Below are 19610 nucleotides of genomic sequence, written 5' to 3'. Positions count from 1 at the left end.
CCCGCTCATGAAGGACTATGTCAGACGCGAGCACAAAGCAAGCAGTCGAATGTCCCATCTGCGGGGACGAATTCGACCCAACAGTAGCAGGAGGGTGGTGTACAAACACCGAGTGCGGTGAGTGGCAGTACACCGAGGGAAGTACTGAATCCGACGTGTCGGCAGCGGCCGACAGCACCGACTCGGCCGAGCCGGAAGACGAGACGGCCGACGACAGCCTCGTCTCGCCGGCGGACGAGGAGGCGGACGCGGAGTCTGTCAGTCTCTTTGGTGAACCCGACGAGGACGCTGACGATGGGTCGGCAGACGCCGACGAGGAACTGGACGCGGCGGCGGACGACTCCGAGGACGACCTCGACGAGATAGACGTCGATGTGGCGGAGGATGTCGATGTGACCGAGGACTCCGAAGTGGCCGAGGCCGAGGACGCGGACGTGGCTGACCGAGCCGACGATGCCGCCGAGGAGGAGGCCGAAGCGGTCGAAGACGACGCTGTCGAAGAAGAGGCCGAAGCGGTCGAAGACGACGCTGTCGAAGAAGAGGCCGAAGCGGTCGAAGACGACACCGCCGAAGAAGAGGCCGAAGCGGTCGAAGACGACGCCGTCGAAGAGGATGCCGACGTAGCCGCCGACGCCGTCGAAGAAGAGGTCGAAGCGGTCGAAGACGACACCGCCGAAGAAGAGGCCGCGGACGAAGACGCCGAGAGTATCGACTGTCCGGACTGCGACGCCGAACTCGACGCCGAGGCGAACTTCTGTGTCGAGTGCGGTGCCGATGTCTCGTCGGTCGCGCCGGGCGACGACGCGCTCGACGCTTGCCCCAGCTGTGACGCCGACGTCGAGGCCGAGGACAACTTCTGTGTCGAGTGCGGCGAGGACCTCGACGCCCACCGCTCCGGAGAGGCCGAGGAGGACGACGCGCCCGACGACGCAATCGACGCGCTCGAAGCGAGCGAGGACGACGAGGAGGGGCCCGACTCACTGGTCCTCGAAGTCGAGGGTCGGGAGATAGACGTCGACGACGGCGACACGGTCGGTCGAGAGATCCGCGCGGCCCTCACCGAGGCCGGTCGTCCGGACGACGAAGCGGTCCGGATTCACCGCGAACACGTGCGGTTCGTCCGCGAGAGCGGGAGCTTCTACCTGCTGGACCTGGGCGATAACCCGACCCAGCTCAACGGGCAGACGCTACAGAAGGGCGACCGCGAGCCCATCGCACCGGGCGACGAGCTCGAGCTGTCCGGTGTCGCGTCAGTGAGCGTACAGTCGCCCTGACCACCACACGAATTAAGCGCTCTCAGGGAAACACGCATGTAATGTCGGACCGCCCCCCTGCTGTGGAACTGCGACGTTCCGTCGCGTTGCTTGCTACGGAGTTGTGGCTACTGGTCGGCGCAGTCGCCGGCTACCTGTTCTACGGGGCGTGGGTCGTCGCGACCGGACTCGTGGTCGAGGCGTTCGCGCCGACCTTCGCCGCGATGGCCGTCACGGCCGACGTGACCGGGCTGGTCGTCTTCGCGGCGGTCGCGTGGTTGCTCGCGCCCGCGGCCGTCGCCGCGTGGCTGCTCGACCGGCAGCTCTCGAACGACTACGGCAACCTCGTGAGCCAGTACCGCATCGACAATCCGGGCGTGTTGCCCGCGCCGTCCGGCGTCCTCATGATACTCGCAGCCGTGGCGGCCATCGGTCTCGGTCCGCGCCCGGCGGTCGTCGCGCTCACGGCCGTCGCCAGCGTCCACCTGCTCGTCCGGACCATCGCCTTCGGTCGCCGCGTCTACAGCTTCTCGCCCCGACCGCTCTTTACCGTGCTGACGGCGGTGAGCGCCGTCGCCCTCGCGGCCGCCTGGCTGGTCCACGCACCGGGACTGCCGGGACCGGTCGGCGAGCGCGTCGCGAGCGCCGGCGTGGCGTCTGTCGTCGAGACCGGACTCGGCGCCGCCGGGGTCGCTCCGGCCACGGCGCTGGGCGCGCTGGTCACCGTCCCGGCGCTCCTCTCGGGCGTGTATCTCGGAATCCAGGCGCTCGTCGCCCGTCGGGTCCGGGCACAGGCCCCGCTCGCCCGGCCGGACAAACGGGCCGAGCAGCGCTACCCCATCATGCCGCCGGTGGCCGACAGCTCGCGGCCGGGACCGCCGACCCCGACCGCCAACGGGTCGAGCGCCGGCGCGGACGAGCCGGGGACGCCCGACAGCTCGGACGCGTCCAGCACGGCCGACGACGGTGCCGGCGACCCCTCCGACGACGGGCACTCCCACACGCGCGTGTTCACGACTGACGAGCCCATCCCGGACGACGGGGAGTCGATGGCGGCCGTCGCCGAGGACGGCGACGAAGCCGAGGAAGACGGCTGGATAGACGACACGGCGATTTTCACGCCCGAGGGGGCTACCAGCTCAGCGGAGGAGTGTGGCGCCTGCGGCGAGTCGATACCCCGCGAGTCGGTGACGTTCTGTCCGAACTGCGGCGAACGGATTCAGCGCTGATCCCGTTTTCCGGTTCCGTCGTGTGTCGCGGTGTTTCGACGCCGTCGCACGGGTGCTGCCTGTGGTATTCGATACCAACTGTACAATATACTTAATATATGCCCACGTGAACAGTTTAGTACGTCACTGGACCTGACGTAGTGTTCCCATGACAGCACCAGTTCAGACCCGACACGTGCCCGCCACCGGCCGGCAGTTCCGCCAGCCGGTGGCACTCGAATCCGGCTGTACGGCCGGGCTCGGCGGGCCGCTTCTCGCGGGTCGGGCTGGTGGGACCGACGCCACGCAGGTCCTGCCCGCTCGGTAGGCGGCGACCGCGCCGTGGGACGGCGTCACCCGACGCCCACTGCGGTGTGGTCTCGACCCGTGTGCTGGTCACACGACAGCGACCAGCCCGCCGGCGGGCTCGACTGGTGAGCCCCGACTGGGGCCGGTTCGACTCCGGCCGTCGGCCTATGTCGCTCCATGCGACTACCACTGTCGAGGCATCGGCCGATGTCTCGCTGCGGGTCCCCCGCGGCGGGAGTGCGGACCTCACGAGCGGTGTCGCCGATGTGCTCGCCGCCGTCGGGGCCGTGACCGAGGTGGCCGTCGACCGGGTGACGAGCGTCCGCCCGGCCTACACGGACATCCGCGTCGACGCCGACGTCACGGTGGTCCTCGACCTGCCGGACGACGCCGACCAGCGGCAGGCGGTCGCGACGCTGCTTTGTGACGGGTTCGGTATCACGGACGTCAACGAGGTCGAACGGGTCGACCCCGTCTGAGAACGGGCCGGGCTAGATATCCAGTTCGACGGGGTCGTCGTCGGACGACTCCGCGTCGTCGGGCAGTTCCGCTTCGTCTCCCTCGGTGAGCTGGCCGGCCAGCAGTCCCGTCACGCCGGTCACGAGCATGCCGAGCCCGGAGATGCGGGTCGAGCGGACGTACCAGTCCTTGGGTTCGAGGTCACCGGGGTTCTCGTACCCCTTGAGCAGCAGCTTGCCGTTCAGTTTGATGGCCTGTTTCGGGAGGAAGACGGAGAGCAGTCCGTGGACGACCATCCATGCGTAGCCAAGCGGCAGGAGACGTTGTATCATCAGAGACCACTTCGACCCCCATCCACGTGAACCCTTGGCCGACAGGGTCGCCGGGGCTACCGGTCCTCGGTCCACATCGCATCGGAGAGCGTCCGCTGGACGGCCTCCTCGCCGACGGCCTGCGCCAGCGTCTCGAACCCGCTTCGCTCCACGGGGTCGCCCGCGTTGGCGACCAGCCGGGAGACGATGAACTCCGGCGTGGACTTGCCCACGGTGCCAAAGCGGGGCTGGTAGTCCACGCGCAGTTCCAGCTCCTGGTTCAGTCCCTCGGCGAAGATACCGTCGGTGCGAGCCACTTCGGGCAGCGGTTCGAGGTCGGCCGCCAGGTGGGTGACGAACACGCCGAGGGCGCCCCGGTCGACGGTCAGCGTCACGAGCCCGTGGAGCAGGTTCGCCGCCGACCCCGGCTCGGTGATGGCCTCGAACTCGTCGACGAGCATCAGCGTCCGGTCGTCGCCCGACAGCGGCGGGACGACCGAGCGCAGCGTCGACTCGAGGACGCCGGCGTTGAACGAGGCGTGCCGGCGGTGGAAGACGACGGTGTCGACGACGCCCACCTCGGCGGCCGCGGCCGGGACGGGCAGTCCCATCTGGGCGAGCAGCTGCACCTGACACAGCGTTTCGAGCAGCGTGGTCTTCCCGCCGGAGTTCGCGCCGGTCAACACAGCCACCCGGTCGCCGCTGGGCGGGGCGTCGGCCCGCTCCACGTCGAGCGTGTGGTCGCCGATGGCGTAGGTCACGGGCTGGACGCCGTCGGCGTCGGCCAGCGCGAGGTTCCGGGCGTCACGGACCGCGACGGTGTCCCGGTCGACGAAGGTCGGCCGGCGGAGGTCGTAGGCGAGGGCGAACCGCGCCAGCGACACCGACAGCGCGAGGTCACCGACGGCCGCGACGGCGTCGTCGATGGTCGGCCGCGCGTCGTCGAGCGCCTCGCTCAGTTCGTCGGCGACGGTGGCCTCCCGCTCCTCGACGGCGGTCCGAAGCGACCGGCGCAGTTCGCGGAGCGCGGCGTCGACGAAGTCCCGCGCGTCGGTCGCGTCCCCGGGCATCGCGTCCCGGACCCGCGGGGCCTCTAACCCCGTCTCGCCGGTGACGTGACGCACCAGCGCGTCCTGGAACTCGTCGGGCCGGCGGGCGGCCTCTCTGACGGCCTCGACGACGTCCGGCGTGGCCGCAGCGAGGTCTTCGACCTGCCCCAGCCGCTCGCGGAGCCGGTCGAGCTCGTCGTCGGCGCCCTCGCCGACACGGTCACCCTCGCCGGCGAGCCCCGCGAGCGCGGCCCGCGCGTCGGCCAGCGCGTCGCTGTCGAGGGCCGCGACCCGCTCGAAGACGCCCGACTCCACCCCGGTCGCCTGCAGCGCGAGCGCGGTCTCGACGGCCGCTCGCTCGCCGCCCTCGTCGTGGTCCTCGAAGGCCGCCTGTATCGCGCGTCGGTCGCGCTCGTCGAGTCCGACCCACGTGTCCCGCGCGGCGAGGACGTCGTCCAGCCGCGCGTCCATCCGCTCGCGCGTCGGCAGCGGCGTCAGCACGCGGATGCGGTCGGCCGCGTCGGCCGTGACGGCGTACTCCTCGGCGAGGTCCAGCAGTTCCTTGTACACGTCTCGGGTGTCCCGGGTCGCCAGCAGGTCCATCGATTCGGCCCCCGTCGCCCGCCGGAGGATGCGCGTCGCTCGCCCGCGGGAGAGCCCCGCCGCGGTGAGCGTTCGCGTGTCCGCCGATTCGATGGCCGCGATAGCCCGTTCGACGCCCAGTTCCTCGGTCAGTAGCTCGGACGTCTTCGGGCCGATGCCCCAGTACTCCTCCAGTCGCATGCGCGAGCCGACGGGCGGGGTCGGTTTAGGCGTTTATAGTGGCCGCCGTGTCACTCAAGCCCCCGGCGGCAGTAGGCCGGGCCATGGACGAGTGGAGCGAGGCCGAAGAGCCGGCCTGCCCGGCCTGCGGTGTGGACCTGGAACGGGCGGCGGCCGACTGCCCCGAGTGTGGCGAGCAGCTGGTCTCCGAGGAGGTGGCCGAGATGCTCGAAGAGCGGCTCGCGGCGGCCTACGAGGCCGAGATGAACACGACGCCGCGGTGGGCTGTCGTCCTCACCGGGCTCGCGCTGGGCATCGCCGTCTCACCGCTGGTGGTCTACGCCGCCGTCATCGCCGTGGGGGAGCTCCCCCTCGTGGCTCTGGCCGGACTGGGACTGGCGGGCTGGCTCCTCCCGGCGGCCGCGCTCTCGCGGCTCCCCAACCCGAGCGCCGTCCTCTCGCGTGGCCTCTATCTCGTCGTCGGCGGCATCGGTGCCGTCGTCCTCGCAGTGGGGTACGACGCGGTGTCACCGGGGTCTGCCGTGGTCCCCGGTCGGACCGGCCTCGTCGTCGCGGTGCTCGCGCTCCCGGCGATGGTCGCGCTCCTGCTCGCGCGCCGAATCGCCGGGCGGGCGGCACGACAGGCCCGAGGGGAGCCGGGGCCGCTCCACGAGCGGGCCGGTATCGAACCCGAGGACGACGGCGAGACCGCCGACGGCGACCGCTGACTCGGTCGCAATCGAGCGGTACCGCCGACTGGACCGGCAAGAGAGCCCGAGAGGAGCCACCCGCTGTTCGGTGATACGAATCTCCCGCGTTCGCGGGGTGCATGGTCGCTGCCAGCATAGTTACTATCCATAGGATTTAAAAACATATCTACGTTACAGTAATGCTATGCGACGGAGACGCTTCCTTCGGGTGGGGACAGCAGCCGGAACACTGGGACTTGCGGGCTGTTTCGGACTCGGTGGTGGCAACAGTTCCCCGCCACCCCGAAAGGCCGAGGTGTACGACAGTATCTCGACGAACGACGGGGCCATCGTGGTCAATCTGACCGCGGACCCGACCGTCGAGTCACGTGCCGACGTCGACGCGTCGCTGGCGTTGTCGCTCGGGCTCCCGGTCGGCCGCGCGGCTGCCGCGAAGGGCGGCGGCCGCGGGCAGGGCGCCACGGGCCGTGGAAGCGGTGGCTGGAGTAGCGCGCCCCATCGCGGCGGGCGCGCCATCCACCACGGTCACGAGGACGACGACGACTGGCGCGAGGAGCACGAAAACGAGATATCCCGGTACGACGCGGCCATCGCGGTCGTCGCGCTCGGATACATGGGCAGCCAGGAGGAGTTCAGCGACGACCCGCCGCCGGCCGGCCCGCTCGACGAGTCACAGTGGGACGAGCGCTGGACGGACCCCGAACCCGACCAGCAGCTCTCGATGCCGGTCGAGCAACCGGGCTGGTACCGCGTCGGGTCGAAGCTACGGAGTGAGAACGGCAATCAGGGCTTTGGCTGGGAGTCCGTCGACTTCCGCGTCGACCAGTCGGGCGACGGGTACGAGGTCGAGAACCCCTGGCAGGTCTCCCCACGGCTCTAACGTGTCTCCCCGAGTACCGGACCGGCGCCGGGGGCTGCTCCTCGGCGTAACCTTCGTCGTCGCCTTCTGTAGCATCGTCTACGAGCTCATCTACTCGGAGATGCTACGGGTGCTGTTTGGCGGGACGGTGCTCCGGTACTCGATAACTATCGGCCTCTTTCTGTTCTCGCTCGGCGTGGGCGCGTTCTGTTACCGGTACATCGACAACGTCGAGCGGAACTTCTTCCGAACTGAGGTGGCACTCGCCGTCATCGGCCCGCTCGGCCTCCTGTTCATGGTCGGTGTCAACAGCGTTCCCTCGGTGCAGTTCCCCCTGAAATACGAGCTGGTGCTGGTCGTCTCGCATCTCCCCATCGTCGTCGTGGGCGTGTTGTCCGGGCTGGAGATCCCGTTTCTCTCCGAACTCGTCGACAGCAGCGGGGACGCGTTCAGCGAGGTGCTCGGGGTGGACTACTTCGGGAGTCTGGTGGGCACAGTAGTGTACGCGCTGGTGCTGTACCCGAGCCTCGGGCTGGTGGCCGCCATCTTCGTCCTCGGGCTGGCCAACGCGCTCGTCGCCCTCCTGTTTGCCTACAACGCCGAGGTCGAGACGCCCTCCTTCGCGGTCGTTACGGCCTGCCTGCTCGTGACCGCGAGCTACGGTGCCGTCCTGGTCGCGGGCGAGAGCGCCGAACGCGCCGTAGAGGAGACGTACATCGGCGCCGAGATAGAATCCCAGTACCCGCCGGGACAGGCGAGCGTGCAGATACGGGAGATCCGCCGGACAGCACACCAGCGCGTCGTCATCTACGACCGGACGCTCTCGGCAACGGCGAACCGGCCGCGCCGGACCGAGCGGTGTCTCAGACTCGACGGCCAGCTCCAGCTCTGTGACTCGTGGGTCGACTCCTACCACCGGGGGCTCGTGGACGTTCCGATGACGATGGTCGAGAACGGCTCCGAGACCCGTGTCCTGCTGGTCGGCGGCGGCGACCACATCGCGACCGACCGGCTCCGCGACCACGGCGTCACCGTCGACCAGGTCGACCTCGACGGGGAGTTTCTGGCGTACACGAAAGACCACCCGTACTTCGAGCAGTACCACCACGACGCCTACAGATACGACCGGCTCCGGACCTACGAGACCGACGCGTTGAGCTATCTCCGGCGCACCGACCGCGAGTACGACCTCGTGTTGCTCGACCTGCCGGGCGCGCGCAACGACGATATGCTCCCGGTGTACTCCACCGAGTTCTATCGGCTCGTTCGCGGCCACCTGACCGACGACGGGGTCGTCGTCTCCTGGGGCTACCAGCGGGACGCGTTCTCGACGCACTACAAGACCTACATGAACACCGTCGGGACCGCCGGCTTCGACCGAAAGGTCACCTACAACGCGTGGGACGACACCGACGGCGACGGCGAGACCGAACGCGGCGAGCGGTTCTACGTCTTCGCGCCGGGCCCCCGACCCTCGCCGGCGCTCGGGACGGCCTCTAATCTGACCGCCACACAGCAGCGTCGGTACGCCGACGCCCGCTGGCGCCCGGTGCCCCGGTACAACGGCGTCGAGCCCAACAGCATCTTCGACCCCAACTATGACATCATCATCAACTGAGAGCCGCCACGAGACGCTCGAATTCGGCATCGGGACGACGGCGCCCGACAGCGACGCGCTGTCGGTGTACGCGACGGAGCGACTCTCCGTCGACGGTGTCGCGTTCGACTGTCGCGTCATCGGGAGCTCTCACTACATCACGGCCCCGGCAATCGATTTCCACGAGATCGCCTCCTGTCGCAGCGTCGCGATGCCGCGAACGCGGACCGTTTCGCTGGTCGAGGGCTGTTCGGGCCAGTACCGATACGAGGTCGGCGCTGTCGACTGCGAACTCACCATCGAGACGCGCCCGCTGGAGGCCTACCCGGCCGAACGGGAGTTCGACCTCCACTACGCGTTCGACGAGCGGGCGGTGACGGCCGTCGACGCCCGCGAAGACGGCTACGAGACCTTCCACACCTACACCGAGTTCGACCGCACTGTCTACACCCGGACGCGCTTCGACGGGCTGGGGCGTCAGTAACTCCCGACCGCTCAGAACAGGCCGTCGTCCTCGTCGACTTGCTCGGCGTTGTGGACGGTCACGTCCGCCATATCTTCGACTTTGACGTCCTCGGATTTCTCGACGGCGACCGTCGCGTTGGTCTTGATGATGACGTCGTGTGCGTTCTCGATGGTGAGGGAACCGCCGACGGCGCTTCCCTCGATGACCACGTCCTCGGCGCTCTCGACGACGACGTCTTCGGTGGTGTTCTGTACGTACACGTCCTCGCCGCTGACTCGTTCGGTCATACGCCCGGTCTCGGCGCCGCGAACAAAAACTGCTGTGTTAGATTTCCGACCGCTTGATGAGGCCGTACAGGACGAGTCCGCTCAGGATGACGTTCACGTACACCTCGAGCCCCGCGAGCAGGCGGGCCAGCGCGCCCGTCGGCGAGAGCACGCCGTAGCCGATGGTGAGGAACGTGATGTAGCTGAAGTGGATGTTCTCGTACAGCGTCGCCCGGCCGTCGGCCGTCGCGAGTTCCCCGACCGAGGACAGCTGTTCGGCACCGGTCAGGAACATCGGCCCGCCGAAGGCGTACAGCATCGCCGGAATCATCGGGAACAGCAGGAAGACGGCGACGATTCTGGCCAGCCGCATCCCGTGGCCACAGGTCAACCCGAGGAAGGCGTTCTCGACGGCTCGGCCGGCGTTGAGCAGCCGCGTCCCGAGGTCGGTGGTGCTGTCGCGCGCGATATCGATATACTTCCGGCGGGCGTGTTGCTGGCGCTTGACGCGGAACTCCCCGGCCGGTTTCATCTGTCCGGCCGCGGAGGCGGCGGTCTTCGCCCGGAGGTACGTCGTCTCGACGTGTTCCGGGTCCATGGGGACGGCGTACTCGGGGTCGCTCCGGTTCTCGTCGAACTCGTGTAACACCCAGCTGTTGCGGTCCAGATAGCCGGTGTGTGCGGCGAAGTCGAACTCGTACCCGTCGAACTCGTTGAACTCGGTGTTACAGAACCGGAAGTAGTCGAGCAGCTGTTTCCGGTCGGCGTCGACGACCGCGCTCAGAGAGACCGAGCCGAGGCTGGCGTTCGTGAAGTCGTATCGGACCCAGGCGCTCTCGGGCTGGGTGATGGTCCCCTCCTTGATACTCGCCCCGGTGAAATCGACGTACGTCTCGTTGGTCGTCGGTTCGAGCCGGAACCGGCTGGCCTCCTCGAACCGGCTGTCGGTGAAATCGACGGTCCGTGCGAAGGCAGTCCCCTCGAAACTCGCGGCCGTGAAACTCGCGGCCGTGAAATCGGCCGTGGCCTCGAACCGGGCGTCGTCGAAGCGGGCGTTGGCCTGCACTCTCGCCGTCGCGCCCCGAAACTCCGCGCCGCGGAACGCGACCGCCTCGTGGAACCGGGCGCCGACGAAGCTCACGTCGTCGTCGAAGTGGGCCTCGGTGAACAGCGCTTGGCCGTCGAAGTCGGCGTCCTCGAACCAGACGTCGCCGGTGGCCTGCCAGCTCTCGAAGGACGCCTCGTCCCCGAACGTCGCGTCTGTCGCGTTCACGCCCCGAACGCGCGACGACGCGAAGGTGACCGGTCCCTCGAACACCGCCTCGACGAGCCGGACGTCGTCCTCCAGCGAGCGTGCGCCGCCGCGGAGCTCACACCCCTCGAAACTGGCCTCCTCGCCGAAGGTGGCCCCTTCGAGGTTCAGGTCCCCGTCGACGGTCACTTCGTCGAACGCGGCCGCTCCCTCGAAGGTCATCCCCGAACAGTCCGCGTCACCGTCGAACGCCGCCTCGCGGAAGCTGGCGTCGCCGCTGACGGTCGCGTCCCTGAAGTCGACGTGTCCGAAGGTGGCCTGCGTGAACTCGGCCTCGGCCGCGAAGCTCGCTCCCTCGAAGGAGGCGTTGTCGTCCAGTTCGTTCGATTTCCCGTTGAACGTCGCGGCCCGGAACCGCGCCACGTTGGCAAAGCGCGCGCCGTTGAACGACGTGTCGTCGCCGAAGGTGGCCTCGTCGAAGTCCACCGGTGCCTCGAACGTGGTGTCGGGAAACCGGGCGTCCCTGACGAAACGCGCCTCGAAGCCGTTCACGGCTCCCCTGACCGCCGACTCGCGCACCTCGAAGTCGTCCTCGAACCAGGCGCCGGCCGCGTCGAGCGCATCGAACGTACAGTTCTCGAAGACGACCGGCATCTTCAGGTGCATCCCGGTCAGTTCGAGCGGCCCCTCGAACGTGCAGTCCCGGAAGACGACCGGGTGGGTCTCGTCGGGCTCTACCATCTGGTTGGCCAGTGACATCGCGGGAAACGTACAGCCGACGAACTCCTTTTGCTCGGCCGTCCCGTGTCTGAGCACCGCGGTCAGCGCGTCGGTCACGTCCTCCGCGTCGAGTCCCTGCCGGGACCGCTCGGCCGGTGAGAGGCCGAGTATCTCCAGCTCGTCCCGTGCTACCTGTGACATGGGACGACTGTGTGTGTACTGCGGTAAAATTATTCGGTCTCCCGGCGGAGAAAAGCGCTCCGACCGCCGAGGCTGTCCTGTGTGGACCCTCCGGTTCCGCTCAATCCCAGCAGACGCTCCGCGTCTCCTGTCCATCGTGGCGCCTTTGGCGCCACTCAATCCCAGAACGACTGTGTTCGCGCGTACTCGCGCTCCTGTCTGAGAATGTCCCGGTAGAACTCGTCTTCGTCCTCCCGAAGGCGGTTGATGATGCGAGCGGCGTTGTGCGGGCCGACACCGCGGGCCGCGAGCGCCACGACGGCGCGCTTCCCGTGGGTCTGGACGAGCGAGCCCGCCCGGTAGGCCCGCTCGGTCATCCGCTCCTGTTCCTCGTCTTTCCCGTCGGCGCGCACCGCCGCGACCACCTCGTCCGCCCAGGGGTTCAGCGCGGCGATGCGGGTAGAGCCACACGTCGGACACTCGGGCTGGTCGCGCACGCGGCCGACCTGCTGGCGGCGGTCCCACTCCTTGCAGTGCAGACACAGCAGGATGACGCGGTCGCTCTGGATGCGCTCCCTGACGGTGCGGATGACGGAGGCGTCGGCGTTCTCGGGCGAGAGCAGCTCCCGGCCGGCGGTGCGACCGCCGGTGCCGATGGGCGTGTGTTCGCTCACCGTCTCCAGGGCTATCCGGCCGGACTGCAGGGCAGCGAGCAGGTCGGCCGTCGCGTCGATAGCGAGGTCCTCGTGGCGGACCTCCCGCAGGGCCTCCTCGTACATCGGCGTGTCCTCCAGTGCGGCGAGCAGGCGGTCCCGGCCGAAATTCGTCGACCCCCGACCCCGCCAGCGCTTCAGCGAGCCGAACTTCGTGGCGACCTGCGCGAGCTTGAACTTCAGGGCGTCGGCGTTTTTCAGGCTCAGCTCCACCAGCGCTGGGAGGTGGTCGGGGTCGGTCTCCCGGAGGACCTCGACCACGTCGCCGGCCGTGATCTGGCGGGGTATCTCCAGTTCGATGCGGTAGGGGTCGACCTCCATCGCGACCGAGGAGCCGGCCCGCTGGCCCAGCAGCGCCGACAGGACGCGACCCAGCGTCTCGTTTATCTTGTGGCCCTGACAGGCGTTGACGACGACCTCCCGGCCGTGGAACTCGACGACGACGGTGTCCTCGTCCGGAATCGGCGCGTCGTGGCCCGCCAGCTGGTCGAGCCCGTCAGCGACGGTCCCGGCGTCGGCGTCGTACCGGGCTGCCACGTGGCTCGCCACCGACTCCACCGGCGCGCCGTCCTGCAGCTGCTGTCCGGCCACCCGGCGGAGCTCGCCGACCTCCTGAGCGACGGCTTTCGGGACCGGAATCTCGGACCCCGTCCAGGAGGGCACCTCGCCCGCGGGGTCCTCGATAGGCGAGACCGTCACGGTCTCTTCGTCCTCGTCGATGGTGGTGATGCGCCACATCTCCCCGCGCTGGACGAACACCTCACCGGGGGTCGCGAAGTTGACGACGAACCGCTCGTCCAGGGTTCCGACCTGGGTGCCGGAGGCCACGTCCTCCACGTCGTAGGTCGCCTCGTCGGGTATCATCGAGAGGTTCTGGTAGAAGTACTGCCAGGTCCCGCGGCGCTTCTCCAGCCGATCCCGGTCCTCGTCCAGCCAGACGACGTCGTTCCGGGCGAGTTCGCGGACGACGGACTTGAACTGGCTCTCGGTGAGGTCACGGAACGGGTAGGCGCGACGCAGTATCTCGTAGGCCGCCATCGCGGATATCTCGCCGGTGTCCATCACCAGCCCGGCGATCTGGTTAGCGACGGTGTCGAGGCTCCCGTCGTGGATACCGGCGGGTTCGACGTCGCCGGCGCGGGCCTGCCTGGCGATGGCCAGCGCCTCCAGCGTGTCGTCGGCGTGAGTCGTGACGACGGTACCCGCGGAGACCTGGTCACGGCGGTGGCCCGCGCGGCCGACCCGCTGGACCAGCCGCGAGACCTGCCGCGGGCTGCCGTACTGGACGACGTGGTCGACCCGCCCCACGTCGATACCGAGCTCCATCGAAGAGGTACACAGCAGGGCGTCGAGCTCGCCGGCCTTGAACTGGTCTTCGACCTCGATGCGGGCTTCCTTCGAGAGCGAGCCGTGATGGACGCCCAGGTCCGTTCCGAGTTCCTTGAACCGGGAGCCGAGCGCCTCCGCAGTCTGTCGTGTGTTGACAAACACCAGCACGGAGTCGTGGTCCGTGATCAGCTCGTCGATGTAGCGGACGTGACTGGCCGTCTCGGCGTCCGTGACGAGTTCGCTGGAGAGGCGCTCGTCCCGGTCGGTCACCGTCGGGCGGACCACAGACACGTCCAGACGGCTGCCGATATCGACCTCGATTGTCGAACAGGGCCGGCCCCCAGTGAGGAACTGCCCGACGGCCTCGGGGTCACCGACGGTCGCCGAGAGGCCGATTCGCTGGAACTCGCCGGCCACCTCCCGGAGTCGTTCGAGCCCCGCGGTCAGCTGTGCGCCCCGTTTCGCGGCGGCGAGTTCGTGGACCTCGTCGACGACGACGTGCTCGACGTCTTCGAGTGCGACCCGGAGCTTCGACCCCGTGAGCATCGCCTGCAGCGTCTCCGGCGTCGTCACGAGCACGTCTGGCGGGTCGTCGGCCTGCTGACTCCGTCGGTAGTCCGTGGTGTCGCCGTGGCGGACGTCCACGTCGAGGCCAAGGGTCTCGCCCCACCAGTCGAGGCGCTCCCGCATATCGCGGTTCAGCGCCCGCAGCGGCGTGACGTAGAGCGCGCCGATGCCGAACCGGTCGTCTTCGGTGGCGAGGGAGTCGAGGACCGGGAGCATCGCGGTCTCGGTCTTCCCGGTGCCGGTGGGTGCGACGACGAGGGCGTCTCGCCCGCGGGCCAGCGTCGGGATAGCCTTCCGCTGGGGTTCGGTCGGCGTGGAGAACCCCCGCTCGGAGAGCGCGCTGCGGACCGCCCGGCCGAGTTCGGTGAAGGCGTCCTCTCCCTGTCTCGCGCCGTCGCTCATCGCCGCTCAGTAGCGACCACAGCCGGTTAAACACACTGTATCGGGGACCACCCGCTTGCCCGGCCTACCGCCACTCGTCGAGGCCGGCCGATTCGTCGGCCTGTATCCAGGCGTCTTCGCACTCGGTGTCGTAGATGATATCGCCGCTCTCGGTCTTGACGTGGCTGTACCGGTCGTAGCTATCGGTCTCGGCGTGTATATCATCGTGTCGACTCGTTCTGGGGGGCATGAATTCTCTATCGAGAGACACCTAGTCGCTCCGGGGGTATAGCTTCGCGGTAACAGGACCGTAACCGCCCTGACAATGTCGTGGTGGCCAACTAATACCGTGGTTGCACTACCCCCACTGGACAATGTCCGACACTGACCGCCCGACCCGCGTCGCTATCGCCTGTCAGGGCGGCGGCAGCCACACGGCGTTTACCGCCGGCGTGCTTCGTACGCTGCTGGAGAACTGGGACGATAGCTACCGACTGGTGGGCATCAGCGGGACCTCCGGGGGCGCGTTCAACGCGCTCGCAGTGTGGTACGGGCTGGTCACCGACGGCCCCGACCGGGCGAGCGATATCGTCACCGCCCTGTGGGACGACCTCGCCGCTACAGGGGTCACAGACAGGCTCGCGAACAGCTGGGTCACCGGACTGAGCCGGCTGGGAAGCGGCGGCTTTCCCCTCCCCGCTATCAGCCCGTACCAGCTAGCCGGGCCGGAGGTCGGCAAGGAGCGCATCCGGACCATCCTCGAACGGTACATCGATTTCGAGGCCATCCCGGGCTACTGCAAACGGTCGGCACCGGAGCTGGTCGTCGGGACCGTCGACCTCAACGCCGGCGTCTTCGAGACGTTCGTCGACGAGGCAGTCACCGTAGAGGCGGTGCTGGCGTCGGCCGCGGTGCCGAACCTCTTCAGGGCCGTCGACATTCACGGGCACCTCCACTGGGACGGCCTGTTTTCACAGAACCCACCGGTCAAGGACCTCATGGACGTGCCGCCGGACCGCAAACCCGAGGAGCTGTGGATTATCCAGGTCAACCCACAGTCCTTCGAGGGCGAGCCACGGACCGTCGAGACGATCGCCGACCGGCGCAATCAGCTCTCGGGGAACCTCTCCCTGAACCAGGAGGTACGGTTCGTCGAGAAAGTCAACGAGTGGGTCGCCGACGGCACCCTCCCCGCCGACCGGTTCAACCACATCGACGTCCACCGCATCCAGCTCGACCGCCAGCTGGGGTACGCGACGAAAGTGGACCGCAGTCCCGCGTTTCTCGACGAGCTTCGGGAACTGGGTCGTGAACGGGCGCGGGCGTTCCTCTCGGAACGGACCGGGTAGCCGGGAACCGGCCACTGCCGGCGTCCGTGTGGGTTTAGTTCCCGTGCGACGTAGGGCCGGTATGCCAGTCACTGCGGACGACCAACTCCGAGAGATACTCACGCTGGACCGTGTCGCCGTCGTCGGCTGCTCGACCAGTCCCGGAAAGGACGCCCACGAGATACCCAAGTACCTGCTAGAGCAGGGGTACGACGTCGTCCCGGTCAACCCCTTCGCCGACGAGATATTCGGCCGCGAAGCCTACGACTCGCTGGCCGATGTCCCCGGTGAGATAGATATCGTTGACGTGTTCCGTCCCAGCGAAGAGGTCGCCGACATCGTCGACGCGGCGCTCGACCGCGACGAGGACGCCGTCATCTGGCTCCAGCTCGGTATCCACGACGACGAGGCCGTGGCACGCGCCGAGGCGGCCGGCCGACGCGTCGTTCAGGACCGCTGTATGAAACCGACCCACAGTCGGTTACTGGGCTGAGCGGCGGGACCCAGCGCCGGTTCTTCCCCTCCCCGATATCGCCGGTCTATCCGGTAAATTAAGGACAAAACTTTTGCACAATTATATGTGGGTGAGGCATTATATTTGAATTACATGACAGATAGCGGCTCTGGCGAAAACGTGGGACGGGATGGGACAGACCAGACGATATCCAGACAGTTCGACTGGGACGAGACACCGCCGAGCGTCGCCGTGATACGGCTCATCAGCGTGATGATGAACTGCGACCCGACGGCGGTCGAACCGCTCGGTGAGTCGGTCGACCCCGACGCGCTCGACCGGCTCTTGCTGTCGATGGACGAGGGATCGAAATTGCAGTTCACGCACCTCTATCTCTCGGTTCTCCTGTACGGCGACGGGACGGCATCGATATCCCCGGAGGGACACTGACGTTTCGGCCGCCGACGAATCGGCGAGGCGCGGGTGGGCAAGCGGGACCAGAGCCCAACTGTTTTCCTCGCCGGTGGCCTGACTGGGAGTATGAACGCAGACGAGGTCGCGGCCATCATCGAACGGGAGATCCCGGACGCGGCGGCGACAGTGACGACGCCGCGGGACCCGGACGACGACAGCCACTACGCCGTCGAGGTCGTCTCGCCGGCCTTCGAGGGGAAATCGCTCGTCGACCAGCACCAGCTGGTCCACGACGCGCTGGGAGCGCATCTCACGCGGGACATCCACGCCATCGAACTGACCACCAGCGTCCCAGAGTAGCGGTACGCATTTCCCTGTCGGGCCGGTACAGGGAGCCATGAGCTTCGAACCCCGAGAACTCTCGCCGGAAGAGGCCCGCTCGAACGTCGAGGAGACCATCGAGAACAGCGAGGTCGCCCTGTTCATGAAGGGGACCGAGATGATGCCCCAGTGTGGCTACTCCCGGAAGGCGCTGGGACTCATCGGACAGCACCGCGAAGACGTGACGACGGTGAACGTTCTGACGGCCACCGAGGCCTACCGCGAGGCGCTCGCGGAGTACAGCGGCCGCGAGACGATTCCCCAGACGTTCGTGGACGGGGAGTTCGTCGGCGGCAGCGACATTCTAGAACAGCTCGACGACAACGGTGACCTCGCCGAGACGCTACAGGTCTAGCTCTCCTCGTCTTTCATCTCGCCGAGCTTGTCGACGAGGTCGCTCGTCGACCCCTCCATCTCGAAGGAGACGTCGCCGTCGTGGTCGTTCTCGTGGACAGCGACGCCGTCGCTGTCGTCGGTATCGACGTTCTGGTCCTTCTGCTCGGACTCGTCGTAGCTACCAAAACCCATGTGTACAGCGAGGGTCGACAGACACTAAAATCGGTCGGTAGCAGGCCCACTCGGGCCGTGGTATCGAACGACAGGGCCGTCTCCCGGGAAGCAAAGTTTCTTATCTATGGTTGTCTTTCGGTTAGGTAACGACATTCGATAGCCGTTGTTCTTCGACGGCCGAATCTCCAATCGTCGCTTTCCCGCATACATGAGTACTGCAGACGAGACACTAGAGAAGATCAAAGCACAGGTCGAGTCGGAGACGCCCGACGATATTACCATCGCGTCCGTCGCGTTCGAGGGACCCGAGCTGGTCATCTACACGCCCGAGGCCAAGGAGGTCGCCACCCGCGACGGCATCGTCCGGAACCTCGCCCAGACGCTCCGGAAGCGTATCAACGTCCGCCCGACGCAGGACGCGCTGGTCCCCCGGGCCGAGGCGGAAGCCCGAATCGAGGAGACTATCCCGGAAGACGCCGGGGTCCAGAATCTGGATTTCGACCAGGACACCGGTGAAGTGTTCATCGAAGCCGAGAAGCCGGGCCGCGTCATCGGCCGTCACGGCGAGACGCTGGACCAGATATCCGCGAGCGTCGGCTGGACGCCCGAAGTCGTTCGGACGCCACCCATGGAGTCAAACACCGTCTCGAACGTCAGGAACTTCCTGAAACAGGAGCGCAACGAGCGCCGGGATATCTTGGAGCGGGTCGGTCGACAGATCAACCGGCCGAAGACGGCCGACGACAACTGGGTCCGGCTGACGACGCTTGGCTGCTGTCGCGAAGTCGGTCGCGCCTCCTTTATCCTCTCGACGCCCGAGTCCCGCATCCTCATCGACTGCGGCGACAAGCCCGGCGCCGAGGGAGAGGTGCCGTATCTGCAGGTGCCCGAGGCGCTCGCGGCCGGCCCCAACTCCATCGACGCCGTCGTCCTCACACACGCACACCTCGACCACTCCGCACTCATCCCCATCCTGTTCAAGTACGGCTACGACGGCCCCATCTACACCACGGCGCCCACGCGTGACCTGATGGGGCTCCTGCAACTGGACTATCTCGACGTGGCCGCAAAGGAGGGGCGTGCCCCGCCGTACGAGAGCCAGCAGGTCCGGGACGCTCTGAAACACACGATTCCGCTGGAGTTCGGCAACGTCACCGACATCGCGCCCGACATCAAGCTCACGATGCACAACGCCGGCCACATCCTGGGCTCGGCGGTGTGTCACTTCCACATCGGCGAAGGCCGCTACAACGTCGCTTTCTCCGGCGACATCCACTACAAGGACACGCGCCTGCTCGACGGCGCCGTCAACGACTTCCCCCGGGTCGAGACGCTCGTGTTAGAGTCCACCTACGGTGGTAAAAACGACTACCAGACCGACCAGGAGGACTCCGAGCGCGTTCTCAAGCGCGTCATCAACGAGGCCTACGAGAAGGAGGGGAAGATTCTGATTCCGGCCTTCGCCGTCGGTCGCTCCCAGGAGCTGATGCTGGTGCTGGAGGAGGCGATGTCCTCCGGCGACATCCCGACGATGCCGGTGTATCTCGACGGGATGATTCGCGAGGCGACGGCCATCCACACGGCCTATCCGGAGTATCTCCGGGAGAGCCTGCGGGACCGAATCCTCTATCAGGACGACAACCCGTTCCTCGCCGAGCAGTTCCAGCAGGTCGACGGCGGCGAGGAGATGCGACAGGACATCGTCGACGAGGAGCCGGCTATCATCCTCACCACCTCGGGGATGGTCACCGGCGGCCCGGTCATGTCGTGGCTCCGCCTGCTGGGCGGGGACCCGGACAACACGATGGTCTTCGTCGGCTATCAGGCCGAGGGGACGCTGGGCCGCCAGATTCAGCGCGGCCAAGACGAGATCACGATGTCGGACAAGAGCGGCCCGCGAGCCGAGCGCGTGAGCCTGAAGATGGGTGTCGAGACTGTCGACGGCTTCTCCGGCCACGCGGACCGGCAGGGACTGGAGACGTTCGTCGAGACGATGCATCCGCGCCCCGAGAAAGTGCTCTGTGTCCACGGCGACGCGAGCTCGACGAACCAGCTCTCCTCGGCGCTGTACCAGAAGTTCAACATGCGGACGTTCAACCCGAAGAACCTCGAAACGTTCCGCTTCGTGTAGC

At 67.5% G+C, this 19610-nt stretch carries 21 protein-coding genes; 14 read left to right on the top strand and 7 right to left on the bottom strand.

Translation table 11 applies throughout. The annotated features are described in order from the left end of the window. Positions 1-17: 17 nt before the first annotated feature. The 4 genes from NDI56_RS07920 to NDI56_RS07905 all read left to right on the top strand — a co-directional run bounded on the left by NDI56_RS07920 (position 18) and on the right by NDI56_RS07905 (position 3249). The gene (locus tag NDI56_RS07920) at positions 18-1274 is read left to right on the top strand and encodes a double zinc ribbon domain-containing protein (protein ID WP_310918898.1); all 1257 of its coding nucleotides are present in this window, start codon (positions 18-20) and stop codon (positions 1272-1274) included. Positions 1275-1336: 62 nt separating this feature from the next. Then, positions 1337-2482, top strand: a complete 1146-nt coding sequence (locus NDI56_RS07915) for a zinc ribbon domain-containing protein (RefSeq protein ID WP_310918897.1) — start codon at positions 1337-1339, stop codon at positions 2480-2482. 148 nt (positions 2483-2630) lie between these two features. Beyond that, complete coding sequence (locus NDI56_RS07910; protein WP_310918896.1) at positions 2631-2789, top strand: hypothetical protein; 159 nt, start codon at positions 2631-2633, stop codon at positions 2787-2789. Between the two features lie 148 nt (positions 2790-2937). Next, positions 2938-3249 carry a hypothetical protein gene (locus tag NDI56_RS07905; protein ID WP_310918895.1) on the top strand — a complete coding sequence of 104 codons (312 nt, stop codon included), beginning with the start codon at positions 2938-2940 and terminating at the stop codon, positions 3247-3249. A gap of 12 nt (positions 3250-3261) precedes the next feature. Here the strand turns inward: NDI56_RS07905 and NDI56_RS07900 are convergent, their stop codons facing one another. Then, on the bottom strand, positions 3262-3561 hold the full coding sequence (locus NDI56_RS07900; RefSeq protein ID WP_310918894.1) for a DUF6199 family natural product biosynthesis protein: 300 nt from the start codon (positions 3559-3561) through the stop codon (positions 3262-3264). Positions 3562-3617: 56 nt separating this feature from the next. Further along, on the bottom strand, positions 3618-5372 hold the full coding sequence (locus tag NDI56_RS07895) for a MutS-related protein (RefSeq protein WP_310918893.1): 1755 nt from the start codon (positions 5370-5372) through the stop codon (positions 3618-3620). Between the two features lie 83 nt (positions 5373-5455). On the opposite strand from NDI56_RS07895, the gene NDI56_RS07890 reads away from it, so the two are divergent. The 4 genes from NDI56_RS07890 (at position 5456) to NDI56_RS07875 (ending at position 9001) form a co-directional block, all read left to right on the top strand. Continuing rightward, positions 5456-6079 carry a zinc ribbon domain-containing protein gene (locus tag NDI56_RS07890; protein WP_310918892.1) on the top strand — a complete coding sequence of 208 codons (624 nt, stop codon included), beginning with the start codon at positions 5456-5458 and terminating at the stop codon, positions 6077-6079. Between the two features lie 166 nt (positions 6080-6245). Further along, on the top strand, positions 6246-6941 hold the full coding sequence (locus NDI56_RS07885) for a hypothetical protein (RefSeq protein ID WP_310918891.1): 696 nt from the start codon (positions 6246-6248) through the stop codon (positions 6939-6941). A 1-nt stretch (position 6942) separates the two neighbouring features. After that, positions 6943-8538, top strand: coding sequence for a spermidine synthase (locus NDI56_RS07880; protein ID WP_310918890.1), 1596 nt, complete (start codon positions 6943-6945; stop codon positions 8536-8538). Continuing rightward, complete coding sequence (locus NDI56_RS07875) at positions 8519-9001, top strand: DUF2617 family protein (protein ID WP_310918889.1); 483 nt, start codon at positions 8519-8521, stop codon at positions 8999-9001. The genes NDI56_RS07880 and NDI56_RS07875 overlap by 20 nt, the downstream gene beginning before the upstream one ends. An 11-nt stretch (positions 9002-9012) precedes the next feature. Here NDI56_RS07875 and NDI56_RS07870 read toward each other — a convergent pair whose 3' ends face one another. The 4 genes from NDI56_RS07870 to NDI56_RS07855 form a co-directional block, all read right to left on the bottom strand. Beyond that, entirely contained in the window at positions 9013-9270 is a 258-nt protein-coding gene (locus NDI56_RS07870; RefSeq protein ID WP_310918888.1) for a hypothetical protein, read from the bottom strand. Between the two features lie 37 nt (positions 9271-9307). After that, positions 9308-11422 (bottom strand): pentapeptide repeat-containing protein, encoded by a 2115-nt coding sequence (locus NDI56_RS07865; protein ID WP_310918887.1) that lies wholly within the window; start codon positions 11420-11422, stop codon positions 9308-9310. A gap of 155 nt (positions 11423-11577) precedes the next feature. After that, positions 11578-14412 (bottom strand): DEAD/DEAH box helicase, encoded by a 2835-nt coding sequence (locus NDI56_RS07860; protein ID WP_310918886.1) that lies wholly within the window; start codon positions 14410-14412, stop codon positions 11578-11580. A gap of 64 nt (positions 14413-14476) precedes the next feature. Next, a complete protein-coding gene (locus tag NDI56_RS07855; RefSeq protein WP_310918885.1) occupies positions 14477-14641 on the bottom strand; it encodes a hypothetical protein in 165 nt (54 codons plus the stop codon). A gap of 124 nt (positions 14642-14765) precedes the next feature. On the opposite strand from NDI56_RS07855, the gene NDI56_RS07850 reads away from it, so the two are divergent. The 5 genes from NDI56_RS07850 to NDI56_RS07830 all read left to right on the top strand — a co-directional run bounded on the left by NDI56_RS07850 (position 14766) and on the right by NDI56_RS07830 (position 17323). Continuing rightward, positions 14766-15740 carry a patatin-like phospholipase family protein gene (locus NDI56_RS07850; protein ID WP_310918884.1) on the top strand — a complete coding sequence of 325 codons (975 nt, stop codon included), beginning with the start codon at positions 14766-14768 and terminating at the stop codon, positions 15738-15740. A 61-nt stretch (positions 15741-15801) separates the two neighbouring features. Further along, a complete protein-coding gene (locus NDI56_RS07845; RefSeq protein WP_310918883.1) occupies positions 15802-16212 on the top strand; it encodes a CoA-binding protein in 411 nt (136 codons plus the stop codon). 114 nt (positions 16213-16326) lie between these two features. Next, entirely contained in the window at positions 16327-16623 is a 297-nt protein-coding gene (locus NDI56_RS07840) for a HalOD1 output domain-containing protein (RefSeq protein WP_310918882.1), read from the top strand. A gap of 90 nt (positions 16624-16713) precedes the next feature. Then, the gene (locus NDI56_RS07835; RefSeq protein ID WP_310918881.1) at positions 16714-16947 is read left to right on the top strand and encodes a BolA/IbaG family iron-sulfur metabolism protein; all 234 of its coding nucleotides are present in this window, start codon (positions 16714-16716) and stop codon (positions 16945-16947) included. Positions 16948-16984: 37 nt separating this feature from the next. Then, a complete protein-coding gene (locus NDI56_RS07830) occupies positions 16985-17323 on the top strand; it encodes a glutaredoxin family protein (protein WP_310918880.1) in 339 nt (112 codons plus the stop codon). Here the strand turns inward: NDI56_RS07830 and NDI56_RS07825 are convergent. Then, a complete protein-coding gene (locus tag NDI56_RS07825; protein ID WP_310918879.1) occupies positions 17320-17496 on the bottom strand; it encodes a DUF5786 family protein in 177 nt (58 codons plus the stop codon). The two genes, NDI56_RS07830 and NDI56_RS07825, sit on opposite strands and share 4 nt — an antisense overlap. Positions 17497-17686: 190 nt before the next feature. Between NDI56_RS07825 and NDI56_RS07820 the strand changes: the two genes are divergently transcribed. After that, complete coding sequence (locus tag NDI56_RS07820) at positions 17687-19609, top strand: beta-CASP ribonuclease aCPSF1 (protein WP_310918878.1); 1923 nt, start codon at positions 17687-17689, stop codon at positions 19607-19609. Position 19610 lies beyond the last annotated feature (1 nt).

The sequence above is a fragment of the Halomicroarcula saliterrae genome (genome assembly GCF_031624395.1).
Classification (GTDB): domain Archaea; phylum Halobacteriota; class Halobacteria; order Halobacteriales; family Haloarculaceae; genus Haloarcula; species Haloarcula saliterrae.
The sequence above is the reverse complement of the archived record's forward strand: the minus strand, read 5'-3'. Positions and strand labels throughout refer to the sequence as shown.